Raw genomic sequence first — 13,430 nt, forward strand, 5'->3', positions numbered from 1 at the left:
CCCATGGCGCCCGCCGCCTTTTCGGTCGAATCACCCTCACACCGAACCACTTTCGAGAGAAGAACCGATGAAATTCGTCACCTTCCGCACCCCCGACGACCCCACTCCGCGGCTCGGCATCGACAACCGCGACAACCACAGCTACACCGACCTGACGAGCCGGTTCCCCGATGATCCCGACTTCGCGTCCATGCTGGCGCTGATCGACGGCGGGCAGGCCGCACTCGACAAGGCGTGGGCCGCCTACACCACGCTCGACGCGGCGCACCTCGTCGAGCAGCGCACCGCCGGCCTCCTGGCTCCCTTCCGTCCCCGCCGCCTGCGCGACGTCTCGCTGATCGTCAACCACCTCCGTCCGAGCGTGGCGAGGACGGCACAGTGGATCGCCGCGAACACCGACGATCCGCGAGCCGTCGCCGAGATCATGGCGGCGGTCGACCCGCTCGTGTCGTTGCTCTACGAGCCCACCGCTCCGCCGTTCGCGGCCGAACGCGACGCCGGGACCGTCTCGGCGCCCGGAAGCGTCCTGACCTGGCCGGGTCGAAGTGACTGGCTGGACTACGAACTCGAGCTGTGTGCGGTGATCGGCAGGTCCGGGCGCGACATCGACCCGAGCGTCGCCGACGACCACATCTTCGGCTACGCCGTCTACAACGACTGGACGCTCCGTGACGTCCAGGCCCGCATCATCGCGGGCAGTGGCTCGATCCACGGCGACTCGAAGGACTTCCCGAACGGCAACAGCTTCGGACCGTGCGTCGTCACCAAGGACGAGATCCCGGACGTGCGCGATCTCGCGATGACGGTGCGTGTGAACGGACAGGTGTGGGGCGAGGGCTCGACGTCGGAGATGCTCCACGGCTTCGACGACGCGGTCGTCTCGCTCAGCAAGGGCGACGAGATCGTCGCAGGCGAGGTGTGGGGCACCGGAACGGTCCCGGACGGCTCCAGTTTCGAACTCGGCAAGCACCTGCCACGGCCGGCGTTCGTCGAGTTGGAGATCGAGCGCATCGGCGTCCTCTCGCACTACGTCGTCCCCGAACTCTGATCCCACCGAAGAAGCGAGCACACACACCATGACCACGTCCCGCCTCGCCCTCGACGGCGACCCGCGCCTCCTCCAGCTCTCCGACGACGTCTACGTCTTCGGCACGTACCCGTACAGCGGCCTGATCGTCACCGACGAAGGTTGCATCGCCGTCGACGGCCCGATGTCCGTCAACATCTGCGCACCGTGGAAGGAGTTCATCGACAGCAAGGGCCCGCTGCGCTACCAGGTGTACTGCGAACACCACTCCGACCACACCATCTCCGCGCCCTACCTCGAGCCCGAGGTCCTGATCTCCTCGGAGACGACGCGCGGTGTGATGGACACCGACGAGATGGCCCGCGAGGCGCTGCGCACCTGGGGCGAGTACCCGGATGTCGATCCGGCGATTGTCGAGAACTACACGATGGCGTACCCGACGCTCACCTACCGTGGGCGCCTCAACCTCGAGCTCGGCGGCAAGCGCTTCGTCCTCTTCGAGGCGCCCGGCCACACCATGGGCTCGACGGTGGTGCATGCGGTCGACGACCGCGTGGCCTTCATCGCCGACCTCGGAATGACCCCGGCCATCCAGTCCGGTGATCCCGTCGCCTGGCTCACCACTCTCGCGCTGCTCGAGACGCTCGACGTCGACTGGTACGTCCAGGGACACATGGATCCGATGCGGCGAGAGGACCTGCACACGTGGCGCACCATGCTGCTGGCGACCCTCGACACGGTTCGGGAACGAGACGGCGCAGGCCTGAGCGCGCAGGACATCATCGCCGAGAGTCCGATCTTCGACATCCCGGCGATCCTGGCGAGCCATTCGTTCGTCGGTCGCGCCGACATGCCGACCGGACTGCTCAAGGCCGCGGGCGACACCCTCCAGGTGCTCGGCGCCGAACGGATGGTGGAGTCCGTGCACCGGCATCCCACCGATTCCCTCACGGCGTCCCTCGGGCCTGTGAGCACGCAGGAATGACGCGAAACATGAACGACGTCTTCATCATCGGGGTAGGCATGACCCCGTTCGGAGTGCATCCGTCCGAGACCGTCCCGAGCCTGGCCACTCGGGCGGTCCGAGAGGCACTCGCCGACGCCTGCGTCGATCCCGCCGAGGTCGACAGCGCCTACTTCGGCAACACCACCCAGGGCCCGCTGGAGGGCCAGGCCATGATCGCCGGCGAGATCGCGCTGCGCGGAACAGGACTCGAGCGGATCCCCGTCTTCAACGTCGAGAACGCGTGCGCGAGCGGGTCGTCGGCGCTGAGTCTGGCGGTCACGAGCGTGCGGGCCGGGGAGTCGGCCGTCGCGCTGGCGGTCGGCGCGGAGAAGATGAACACCGGCGACCGCGCGAAGACGATGAGCGTCTTCGACGGCGCCTACGATCTCTCCGACCCCGCCGCACTGCAGCGGACGCTCGACCAACTCGGCGGCACCGTCGACGCCAGTCAGGCGGGCCGGCGCAGCATCTTCATGGACATCTACGCGGCGATGGCCCGAGCCCACATGGACCGGTTCGGCACCACGCAGCGCCAGCTCGCGGCGGTGTCGGCAAAGAACCACCGGCATTCGGTCGACAATCCGCTCTCGCACTTCCGCAAGGACATGAGCGTCGACGAGATCCTCGCGGCACGCGCGCTGAGTTTCCCGCTGACAGTTCCGATGTGCTCGCCCCTCACCGACGGCGCCTCGGCCGTGATCGTCTGCAACGCAGAGGTGGCCGCGCGGGTGGGGTCGAAGCGGCAGGTCCGTGTGCTCGCGTCCGTCGTCGGCACCGGCGTGGAGCGCGCGATGACCGACTACTCGAGGCACGTCACGAAGCTCGCAGGCGAGCGTGCCTACGAGCGGGCCGGCATCGCGCCGAGCGATGTCTCCGTCGCCGAGGTCCACGACGCGACCGCCTTCGGCGAACTGTTCATCAGCGAACTCCTCGGTTTCGTCGAGTTGGGGGGCGGCGGCGCGGCCGCCGAGTCGGGAGTCACCTCGATCGGAGGACGCATCCCGATCAACACCTCCGGCGGCCTCGAATCGAAGGGGCATCCCCTCGCTGCGACCGGTCTCGGCCAGATCTTCGAGCTCGTCAGCCAGTTGCGTGGCGAAGCAGGTAGTCGTCAGGTTGAGGGCGCACGGATCGCTCTCGCCGAGAACGGCGGCGGATTCAGCCCGTTCTCGACAGGTGAGGAAGCCGTCGCAGTGGTGACCGTCCTCGAGGCGGTCTGATGGCGATCATCGACTTCTTCGACCGCGGGTGGGATCAGAATGCCTCCGGTACCGCTTTCATCATGGGCGAGCGCTCGTGGACCTATCAGGAAGCGGGCGAACTCACCTGCCAGATCGCATCGGCGCTCCTCGACACCGAAGTGACGTCGACCGGACACGCGGCCGTGCTCTCCCCGAACGATCCCGTGGCGTGGCTGTGTGTCCTCGGCATATGGCGTGCCGGCCGAGCCTGGGTGCCGCTGCACCCGGGCGAGCCGCCCAGCACGTCGGCGGGGCTGATCCGGCAGTTCGACTGCGAAGCTCTCTTCTTCCACAGCTCGATGCGTTCCGAGGCCGAGGAGCTGTGTGCGTCGGTGCCCGACCTGGCCCTGATGATCTGCATCGATTCCGACCTCGACGGCTCGTACCCGTCGCTCGCCACGTGGATCCACGGCCGGCCGGTCACCCGACCGGCCGTCCCGTACTCGATGGACGACGTCGTGATGATCTCTCCCACCGGTGGCACCACGGGGCTGCCGAAGGGCGTCATGAACACCCATCGCACGCTTGCCAACACGTGCGCGCATCTGCTGATGGCGTTCGAATACGGCCACGCCGAGTCGATCGTCAATCTGGCGGCGGCGCCCCTCACGCACTCGGCGGGCATCATCACCCTCCCGACCACGGCGCGCGGCGGCACCGTCGTGATCGTTCCGCGAGCGGACCCCGCGTCGATCGTCGAGGCGATCGAGTCGCATCGGGTCACAGACCTGTTCCTGCCTCCGACGGTCATCTATCGCATGCTGGACTGGGTGGCCGGACGTGACTTCGACTTCTCCTCGTTGCGCTACTTCGTGCACGGGGCTGCGCCCATGTCGGTGGAGAAGGTCAAGCGAGCGATCGAGGTCTTCGGCCCGGTGATGATGGCCGCGTACGGACAGACCGAGGCGTTCGCCGGAGTCGCGTTCGCGCGTCCCGACGAACGCATCCGCGACGGAATCCCGGTGTCGGACAGTCGACTCGACTCCTGTGGACGCCCGTACCCGCTCATCACCGTCGAGATCCGCGGCACGGACGACAAAGCCGTACCGCGCGGTGAGAGCGGTGAGATCTGCGTCCGCGGCGATCTGGTGATGAAGGGCTACTACAAGCAGCCCGACAAGACCGCCGAGACGATCATCGACGGTTGGCTCCGCACCGGTGACGTCGGACACCTCGACGACGAGGGCTACCTCTACATCACCGACCGGACCAAGGACATGATCATCACTGGCGGCTTCAACGTGTATCCCAGTGAGATCGAGCAGGTCATCTGGGGACATCCCAGCGTCGGCGACTGTGCCGTGATCGGCGTACCCGACCCCGACTGGGGCGAAAAGGTGATCGCCGTCGTCGAGCTCTCGCCCGGTCGTGACGTCGGCGAGTCGGAACTCATCGCGCTGGTGAAGGACGCGCTGGGCAGTGTACGTACACCCAAGCGGATCGACTTCGTCGACAGTCTTCCCCGCAGCGGCGCCGGCAAGGTCTTGAAGCGGTCGTTGCGGGACAACTACTGGGTCGACGTCGACACGCGGATCTGACCGCCTCTCGGAAGGACGATCCTCGTCTCGACAACATCGCCGTCGCCAGTCAGGCGGTTCCGACGACCGAGGAACCGGTCTGTAGTTCTGCGGGGAGTGGACGGCCTCGGGCAGCGAAGTCGGGGCTGCCGGGATGGCCCCACGTCGAGGGTGGCGTCTTTCCTCACCCTCGGGTGCCTGTCGGCGCCGCGGCGCCCGGCGGACGCTGGTCTGGACCAGGACCACCCGACGAGGTGGCCACCGGACTGGAAGGACACCGCACCATGCCGCACATCCTCGATCCCACCGTCCCCGACGAGCTGGAGCACGCTCCTCCCTCGACCGGCAGGGTCCGCCATCACTGGGCGTTCACCCGCATCGGGCTGTACCTCCTCCTGGCGTCGTTGCCTTTGCTGGCGATCTCGGCGCAGGTGTTCGGGGTGGTCTCGATGAACGCGACGGGTGCGCTGGTGATCATCCCGCTCGCCGCGATCCTCGTCGTGCTGTGCGTTTTCGCGCCGCACCCGGTTGACCGGATCGTCGGACACGGTCTCTTCTGGGGCATGTTCGCGTGCCTGGTGTACGACGTGTTCCGCCTCGACACCGTGTACCTGCTCGGGTTGTGGGGCGACTTCATCCCGCGGATGGGCACGTGGGTGCACGCGGGCAGCGACGCCCGCACCGGTGCGATCGTGGGTTACCTGTGGCGGTACCTCGGCGACGGCGGTGGGATCGGGATCGGGTTCTTCCTCCTGGCCCTCACCTTCGGCCTGCAGCACCGATCGCGCCGCACCGTCCTGGTCGCTTTCGTCGCCTTCGCGGTGGCCCCGGTGTGGGCCGGGTTGATCGGCACGGTCGCGCTGTCACCGGGCGGACAGCAGAAGATGTTCCCGCTCACTCCCACCACGATCGTGCTGTCCCTGATCGGGCACCTGATCTTCGGGCTCGTCCTCGGTCTCGGATTTCTGCGGGCCCGCGCGCGCCTCGCTCGGCATTGGCCGTGGCGGCCACTGCTGCCTACCCGCCAGGCTGCGCAGGCCGATACCCCCTGAGCTATGCACGGGCAGGCAACGCCGAGGCGCAGTCCGGCGTTCGTCCCTGCCCGCCGTCGACCCGGCAGCGCTCTGCCTACGACGCGTCCGGATCGCGGTGGACGATGACGGTCCTGTCGGCGCGATGCAGCAGGTTCTGACTCGTCGAGCCGAGCAGGGCCGCTGCGACTCGGCCGAGGCCCCTGCTCCCCACCACGGCCAGCTGGCCGTCATCAAGGGCACGCAGCAGTTCTCGGGGTGCCGATCCGCGGGACGACACCGCGTTGACGGTCACGCCGGGAAAGCGGTCCCGGAACGGGGCGAGGATGTCCGCCAGATGCTGCTCCTCGGCACGAGCGACTGCCTCCCAGTCGACCAGCAGTGCCGTCGGTCCCGACTGGCGCAGCATTTCGGGGGTGGCCGCACCGATCGCGTACTCGTCCGTCCAGGACCGCACCGCAGTGACGGGTGCACCGAGCAGGTCCGCGAACGTGAATGCCAGCTCGGTTGCGGCTGCGGAGATGGTGCTGCCGTCGATGCCGACGACGAGCGGGCGCGTGTCGGGCCCGGGATCGGCAGGGTCGCCTCGCCAGACGACGACGGGGCAGGGGGCTTGGTTGGCCACCCGCACCGCGGTCGATCCGAGCAGCCACCGCTCGACCGTCCCTCGTCCCGTGGCGCCGAGCACGATCATGGTGGCGTCGTTCGCGGCAGTGAGCAGTGCGGCTGCGGCAGGCTCGTTGTCGAGTTCCGTCGTCATACGAATGTCGGAGGCGTGTTCACGAATGGCGTCGACCGCAGAGGAGAGAACTTCGACTCCCTCCGCGTCGAGACTGTCGATCAGCTGTTGAGAGGGGGATGGCTCGCCGCGGCCGGACGTACGCTTGGGTTTCGGCGCCGAATGCACGACATGCAGTGGCTGCCCCAGTTTCTCTGCCACCACGGCGGCCCATTTCGCGGCCCCCAGTGAGGTGTCGGATCCGTCGACCCCGACCACGATTCGTGTTCCGGCGTTCACGAGCGGCATGTCTTCCTCGTTTCGGCAGAAGGTCACCTCTTCGAAGCTGCGCCGCGGCTCATCCAGTGAATCGCGACACCAGACGACCCTACTGCGGTGGCGGCGGGACCGGGACCCACGCGGACTTCACGGGTACCGCGCCGGTGTCGGCCGAGAGGCGCTCGAATTCGGTCTCGGAGGTCGTCGGCCCGGGTCACCGGGAGCCGCGATCGTCCTCGCGGACTCCTCTCCGCCCGAGGAACCGGTCGGTGCTGTGCTGCGGCGTCAGATCGAGGCGTCGGAGCAACTGCGCGTTGAGCGCGACGACGACCGTCGACGCCGACATGAGAATCGCACCGACACTCATCGGCAGCACGAACCCGATCGGGGCGAGGACGCCGGCGGCCAGGGGTACGGCAACGAGGTTGTAACCGGCTGCCCACCACAGGTTCTGCTTCATCTTGCGGTAGCTCGCGCGGGACAGTTCGATCACCGACAGCACCGAGCGGGGGTCCGACGACGCCAAGATCACGCCGGCCGATCCGATCGCGACGTCGGTGCCCGCGCCGATGGCGATGCCGACGTCGGCCTGCGCGAGCGCCGGAGCATCGTTGACGCCGTCGCCGACCATCGCGACCTTGCGACCCTCGTGCTGGAGTTCGGCGACCTTCGCCGCCTTCTCCTCGGGTCGCACGCCGGCGTACACCCGGTCGATGCCGAGGTCCGCCGCCACGCTCTCGGCGACCGCCTGCGCGTCACCGGTGATCATCACGACCTGTGCTCCGGCAGCGTGCAGCGCGTCGACGGCGTCACGCGACTCCGGGCGGATCTCGTCGGCGAGGCGCAGCGCGCCGATCACGTCGTCGCCGGAGAGCACGTGCAGGATGATCGCGCCGGTCCTGCGCCATTCGTCGGCGACCGGCAGTTCGGCGAGGTCGTGCTCGGTGAGCAGGTGCGGGCCGCCGACCCGGATGCGGGAACCGTCGACGGTGGCCGTTACGCCGACCGCGGGCGAAGAGGAGAAGTCCGACGACGCCGGGACGGTGATGCCGCTCGACTCCGCCTTCCGGACGATGGCCCTCGCGAGGGGGTGTTCGCTGTCGGATTCGGCGGCGGCCGCGAGGGCCAGCACCCGGTCCGGGCTGTACCCGGCGACCGGTTCAACGGCGAGCACCGAGGGCTCACCCTTCGTGAGCGTGCCGGTCTTGTCGAAGAGGACCGCGTCGACGGTGCGCATCGACTCGAGCGCGAGTCGGTCCTTGACGAGAACGCCTCCGCGGGCGGCGCGTTCGGTCGCGATGGACACCACGAGCGGAATCGCGAGGCCGAGGGCGTGGGGGCAGGCGATGACGAGGACGGTGATGGCTCGCACGACCGCGGAGTCGGGCATACCGATCGCGGTCCACACGACCGCGGTGATCGCGGCGGCGCCGAGGGCGAACCAGAACAGCCAACCGGCGGCGGTGTCGGCGATGCGCTGTGCGCGCGAGGACGACGCCTGCGCGTCGGCGACCAGTCGCTGGATGCCGGCCAGTGCCGTGTCGTCCCCGGTGGCCGTGACCCGAACGCGCAGACCCGAGTCGGTGGCGACCGTGCCCGCAACGACGGTGTCGCCGGCCTCACGCTGGACCGGCTTCGACTCGCCGGTCACCATCGCCTCGTCCATGCTCGCGGTGCCGTCGACGATGGTGCCGTCGGCCGGTACCGATGCGCCGGGGCGCACGATCACGATGTCGCCGACGGTCAGTTCGGCGGGGGAGACCGTCACGACGTCCTCCCCGACGAGCTTCTCGGCCTCGTCGGGCAGCAACGCGGCGAGCGAATCCAGCGCGGAGGTGGTCTGGGCGAGAGATCGCATCTCGATCCAGTGCCCGAGCAGCATGATCACGACGAGAAGCGCCAGCTCCCACCAGAAGTTCAGTTCGTGGTGGAGCAGTTCCAGTGTCGAACCCCATGAGGCGACGAAGGCGACGGTGATCGCGAGGGCGATCAGCAGCATCATTCCCGGCTTGCGTGAACGGATTTCACTGACCGCGCCGGTCAGGAAGGGGCGACCGCCCCAGAAGTAGATGACCGTGCCGAGGATCGGCGAGACCCACCGCACCCAGTCGGCATCCGGCAGCTGATACCCGATGAGGTCCGCGAACATGTCGTTGAACGCGACGGTCGGGACGGCGAGGACAAGCATGATCCAGAACAGCCGGCGGAACTGGTCGACGTGATTGCCGTGTCCGGCGTGGCCACCATGATCCCCGTGCCCGGAGTGTCCCGCGCCTGGATCGTGCGCGGCATCGGGCGCGCCGTGGCCCATGTGGTCGTGGCCGGAATGGTTGGTGTGCTCATGATGCGTCCCGACTGCGTCGTGGTGCGTGTGCGGGGCGGCCGATACAGGGTGTTCGGGTCGCATGCTCATGCCCCGACCATACCCCCAGGGGGTATAAAACTCCAGGGGTCAGGGTGCAACCGGATAGTGGCTCGTGACCGCGACACGGTTCCATGCGTTCATCACCACGGTGAGCCAGCTGACCGCCGACGCCTGTGCGTCCGTGAGGGAGCCGTCGCGCCAGCCCTGGCGTGCCGGCACGGGAAGTTCGGTGACCTGCTCGGCCAGCGCGAGCGCAGCCCTCTCCTGTTCCGTGAAGTACTGCGACTCCCACCACGCCGCCACGACCGCCAGGCGATCGGTGGTCTCGCCCTTCGCGACAGCGTCACGGGTGTGCATACGCAGGCAGAATGCGCAGCCGTTGATCTGGGAAACCCGGATCTTGACCAGCTCGCCGAGGAGTGGGTCCAGCCCCGCGTCCATGATCGCGGCGTCGGCCTGAGCGCTCAGGGTCAGCAACTGCTGATAGAGGCTCGGATGTTGCTTGCTCAGGTTGACGGCGTTCATCGTCGGTCCTCCATGCTCTCCGCGCGTCGAGTGCGACCTCCGTCACAGAAGACTAGCCTCGACAGGCATGAGCCTGCCTGCCGAGAACACTCGCGTCGTGCTCGCCGCCCGCCCCGTAGGCGAGCCGACCCCGTCCGACTTCCGGATCGAAACGGCGCCCCTCCCTGAGCCTGCCGACGGTGAACTGCTCCTCGAAACCCTCTACCTGTCGCTCGATCCGTACATGCGCGGCCGCATGAGCGAGGCCGAGTCGTACGCCGACCCCGTCCCGCTCGGCGCCGTGATGGTCGGCGGCACGGTTGGTCGCGTCGTCGAGTCCAAGGACCCCTCGTTCGTGAAAGGTGATGTGGTGCTGTCGTTCTCGGGCTGGCAGTCCCACGCGATCGCGGACGCGCGGCACGTGCGGAAGCTGGATCCGGCGGCGGCGCCCCTGTCGACGGCGCTCGGGGTACTCGGCATGCCGGGTTTCACGGCGTACGCGGGGCTGCTCCAGATCGGCAAGCCGGCGCGCGGCGAGACCGTGGTGGTTGCGGCGGCCACCGGTCCCGTCGGCTCCGCGGTCGGGCAGATCGCGAAGATCAAGGGCGCCCGCGCCGTCGGAATCGCCGGTGGGCCCGACAAGGTCGCGCACCTGCGTGCGCTCGGCTTCGACGAGGCCCTCGACCACCGTGCGCCCGACTTCGCGGCGCAACTGAAGGCTTCCTGCCCCAACGGAATCGACGTGTACTTCGAGAACGTCGGCGGCAAGGTGTGGGACGCGGTGCTGCCGCTGCTGAACACCTACGCCCGGGTGCCGGTCTGTGGCCTGATCGCGAACTACAACCTGACGTCGGCGCCGGAGGGCCCGGACCGGTCCGCGGCACTGATGGGTCGGATCCTCACGAAGAGCCTCACCGTGCGGGGTTTCATCCAGTCGGAGTTCGTGAAGGATCAGTTCGTGCACTTCCTGGCCGACATGTCCGGCTGGATCGCGGACGGCCGCGTGAAACACAGGGAAGACGTCGTCGACGGTCTCGAGAACGCTCCCGCCGCCTTCATCGGTTTGCTGAAAGGTCAGAACTTCGGAAAGTTGCTGATCAAGGTCGCGCAGTGACGAGCTCGGCGCGCGAGCGTTCCGACTACGGTCCGCTGCACGCGGCGGCGTTTCTCCTCGAACTGATGATGCTCACGATCCTGGCGCTGTCCGGTGCCGCGTCCAGCGACAGCCTGGTGGTTCAGGTGCTGGCGGCCGTTGCGCTTCCCGTTGTCGCCGCGGCGATCTGGGCGGTGTGGATGGCGCCGACGTCCGTGCGTCGGCTCGCGAATCCACGCCGGTTCGCGGCGGAGGTGGTGTTGTTCGCGATCAGCGGACTGCTCGCCGCGCTGCTGCTCGCGCCGTGGGTCGGTGCGGTGTTCTTCATGGTGGCCACCCTGGTGTTCGGCGAGCTTGCCCGCCGCGAAAGCCGGTGATCGTGAGATTCCCCTAGCGTTCCACCTCGTCCGCGATCGCCCGGACCCCTGCCAGGGATTCGGCGAACCCCGTGCTCAGGGGGCTCGGTCCCAGGCGCAGGCCCTGCGGTGCGCGGAAGTCGGGGATCACGCCGCGAGCCCACAGTCGCGACAATGCGTCGCGGAATCCGGGGTGGTCGAGGGTGACGTGCCCGCCGCGGCGGCCGGAATCGAGGGGTGACGAAATCGCGACGCCGGGGAGGAGTTCGCGCGCCAGGTCGATCAGGTACTCGGTCAACTGCACCGACTTCGCGCGCACCGCGTCGATGCCCGCGCGCTCGATCATGTCGATCGTCGACTGCATCGCGATCATCCCGAGGATCGCCGGAGTGCCGCTGACAACCCGCCGGACACCCTCGGCGGGCACGTAACCCGGACCCATCTCGAATGGGTCGCGGCGACCCATCCACCCCTGGATCGGTTGCCGGAAGTCGTCCTGGTGCTCGGTGCGCACATAGGCGAACGCGGGCGATCCCGGACCGCCGCACAGATACTTGTAGGTGCAGCCGACCGCGAAATCGACGTGCCACGAATCGAGTTCGATCGGGACACTCCCGACGGAGTGGCACAGGTCCCACAGGACCAGGGCGCCTGCATCGTGGGCGCAGCGTGTGATCGCGTCCACCTCGGCGAGAAAGCCCGACCGGTACGCGACGTGACTGAGCACCACCAGTGCCGTGCGATCGGTGATCGCGTCGCGAGCGGCGGCCACCTCGACACCGGATGCGGGATCGACCGTGATCCAACGCAGGTGCAGGCCGAGCTCGTCCGCGATGCCTTCGAGGACGTAGCGGTCGGTGGGGAAGTTGTCGCTGTCGAGGACGATCTCGGTTCGGCCCGGCCGCATCGCGAGGGCGCCGCGGGCGAGCTTGTAGAGCAGCACGGTCGTCGAATCGCCGATCGTCGTCTGTCCCGGTGCGGCGCCGAGTGCCGCGGCGCCGAGCCGGTCGCCGATGGTGAGCGGCAGGTCCATCCACTGCTCGTCCCAACCCCGGATCAGTCGCCCCGACCACTGTGCGACGGCAGCGGTGATCGCCTCCGTCGCCGCGATCGTCGGGCGGCCCAGCGAGTTGCCGTCCAGGTAGGAGACCAGATCGGAGCCTTCGGTCGAGTGGAAGAGGGAGCGGTAGTGGGCCAACGGATCTGCCGCATCTCGCGCGGCGGCGTCACGGTCCAGGTCGTCGACGGTCACTGCATGCCTCCTCGTTCGATGTCCGGGGCGAGGTCGAGATCGCTGACGGCCACGATCCGCGCGCCCGCCAGCCAGTCGGCGAAATCGGCGTCAGCCGCGGGCGGGGTCCCGGGGATCCAGGTGAACCGCTGCAGGCCCGCGGCGAACCGCGCGGCGGCGCCACCGTCGATCATCGCGTCCAGAACTTCCGCACGGCCGAGTCCGGCGTCGAGCAGCGACAGCACCTCCGCCGGGTTCGGCCCCTCGGGTAGGTCACCGTTTCCGAGATCGGTTCCGTACCGGACGCGTCCGCCAGCGGCGTGGAACCGGCGCAGATTGTCCACGGCCACATTGAGTTCGGGGCCGCGGTGGATGGCGAGTGTGCTGATCCACAGCATCGACCGTGCTGCCGTGTGGATGACGGAATCGTCGAGAGCTTCCGTCCACGGGGTGTGCGCGAGGACGTCGACGCCCGCAGCGAGGGCACGGGCTGCCTGTCCCGGCCCCTCGGCGTGCGCGATCACCCCGCGGCCCGCGGCGCGGGCGGCGGAGACCACCGCCGTCAGGGTGTCGTCATCGAACACCGGTCCCGCGGCAGCGTTCAAAGTGACCTTCACGAAAGCTGATCCCGCACAGACCTGTTCGCGTACCGCCGCTGCCGCATCCTCGGCGGAGTCGACCTCCCGGACCGAGCCCGCGGGCGCCCACGGCCGGTCGCTCGGGTAGCCGCCCGGCGCCGTCAGGAACTGGCCGGCGAAGCGCACCCGCGGCATTCCCTCGACCGGGCGACCGTCCGGTGACGGCCACGTCGCGACGGCGTCGAGCCCGGCACCCAGGTCGTACACCTCGTCGAGGCCGCCCGCGAACAGTGCTCGGGCATCGACCAGTTCCAGGTGGACGTGGGCGTCGCGGAACCCGGGAAACACGGTGCCGCCGAGGTGCAGGTCGGCGTCGCGGCCGCTCGCACCCGGCCGCATCCGTCCGCCGTCGAGGGTGAATCCGATCGGTCCGCTCCACCGCCCGAGCCAGGACTCGTCGGCTGCGACCGTTCCAGTCGGCACG

At 68.6% G+C, this 13,430-nt stretch carries 12 protein-coding genes; 7 read left to right on the forward strand and 5 right to left on the reverse strand.

The annotated features are described in order from the left end of the window. Positions 1-67: 67 nt before the first annotated feature. From RHCRD62_RS02915 to RHCRD62_RS02935, 5 genes are all read left to right on the forward strand, one after another. Complete coding sequence (locus RHCRD62_RS02915; RefSeq protein WP_050063130.1) at positions 68-1,048, forward strand: fumarylacetoacetate hydrolase family protein; 981 nt, start codon at positions 68-70, stop codon at positions 1,046-1,048. A 28-nt stretch (positions 1,049-1,076) separates the two neighbouring features. Further along, entirely contained in the window at positions 1,077-2,012 is a 936-nt protein-coding gene (locus RHCRD62_RS02920; RefSeq protein ID WP_050063131.1) for an MBL fold metallo-hydrolase, read from the forward strand. Between the two features lie 8 nt (positions 2,013-2,020). Then, a complete protein-coding gene (locus RHCRD62_RS02925) occupies positions 2,021-3,253 on the forward strand; it encodes a thiolase family protein (protein WP_050063132.1) in 1,233 nt (410 codons plus the stop codon). Next, complete coding sequence (locus tag RHCRD62_RS02930; RefSeq protein WP_050063133.1) at positions 3,253-4,812, forward strand: class I adenylate-forming enzyme family protein; 1,560 nt, start codon at positions 3,253-3,255, stop codon at positions 4,810-4,812. Before RHCRD62_RS02925 ends, RHCRD62_RS02930 begins: the two co-directional genes overlap by 1 nt. A 263-nt stretch (positions 4,813-5,075) precedes the next feature. Next, on the forward strand, positions 5,076-5,843 hold the full coding sequence (locus tag RHCRD62_RS02935; RefSeq protein WP_050063443.1) for a hypothetical protein: 768 nt from the start codon (positions 5,076-5,078) through the stop codon (positions 5,841-5,843). A gap of 76 nt (positions 5,844-5,919) precedes the next feature. Here RHCRD62_RS02935 and RHCRD62_RS02940 read toward each other — a convergent pair whose 3' ends face one another. The 3 genes from RHCRD62_RS02940 to RHCRD62_RS02950 form a co-directional block, all read right to left on the reverse strand. After that, positions 5,920-6,849, reverse strand: coding sequence for a universal stress protein (locus RHCRD62_RS02940; RefSeq protein WP_050063134.1), 930 nt, complete (start codon positions 6,847-6,849; stop codon positions 5,920-5,922). 184 nt (positions 6,850-7,033) lie between these two features. Continuing rightward, on the reverse strand, positions 7,034-9,130 hold the full coding sequence (locus RHCRD62_RS02945) for a heavy metal translocating P-type ATPase (protein WP_050063135.1): 2,097 nt from the start codon (positions 9,128-9,130) through the stop codon (positions 7,034-7,036). A 141-nt stretch (positions 9,131-9,271) separates the two neighbouring features. Further along, positions 9,272-9,709, reverse strand: coding sequence for a carboxymuconolactone decarboxylase family protein (locus tag RHCRD62_RS02950; protein WP_050063136.1), 438 nt, complete (start codon positions 9,707-9,709; stop codon positions 9,272-9,274). A gap of 67 nt (positions 9,710-9,776) precedes the next feature. On the opposite strand from RHCRD62_RS02950, the gene RHCRD62_RS02955 reads away from it, so the two are divergent. Together RHCRD62_RS02955 and RHCRD62_RS02960 are read left to right on the forward strand one after the other, a co-directional pair. After that, positions 9,777-10,802: an NADP-dependent oxidoreductase gene (locus tag RHCRD62_RS02955; protein ID WP_050063137.1), complete on the forward strand. Its 1,026-nt coding sequence runs from the start codon at positions 9,777-9,779 to the stop codon at positions 10,800-10,802. Next, entirely contained in the window at positions 10,799-11,158 is a 360-nt protein-coding gene (locus RHCRD62_RS02960) for a YrdB family protein (protein WP_253277167.1), read from the forward strand. Before RHCRD62_RS02955 ends, RHCRD62_RS02960 begins: the two co-directional genes overlap by 4 nt. Positions 11,159-11,171: 13 nt before the next feature. Here the strand turns inward: RHCRD62_RS02960 and kynU are convergent, their stop codons facing one another. Both kynU and RHCRD62_RS02970 read right to left on the reverse strand, forming a co-directional pair. Next, positions 11,172-12,389, reverse strand: coding sequence for a kynureninase (kynU, locus tag RHCRD62_RS02965; RefSeq protein ID WP_050063138.1), 1,218 nt, complete (start codon positions 12,387-12,389; stop codon positions 11,172-11,174). Then, the gene (locus RHCRD62_RS02970; protein WP_050063139.1) at positions 12,386-13,429 is read right to left on the reverse strand and encodes an amidohydrolase family protein; all 1,044 of its coding nucleotides are present in this window, start codon (positions 13,427-13,429) and stop codon (positions 12,386-12,388) included. Before RHCRD62_RS02970 ends, kynU begins: the two co-directional genes overlap by 4 nt. Position 13,430: the final 1 nt, after the last annotated feature.

It is taken from the genome of Rhodococcus sp. RD6.2 (assembly GCF_001040705.1).
Classification (GTDB): Bacteria; Actinomycetota; Actinomycetes; order Mycobacteriales; family Mycobacteriaceae; genus Rhodococcus_G.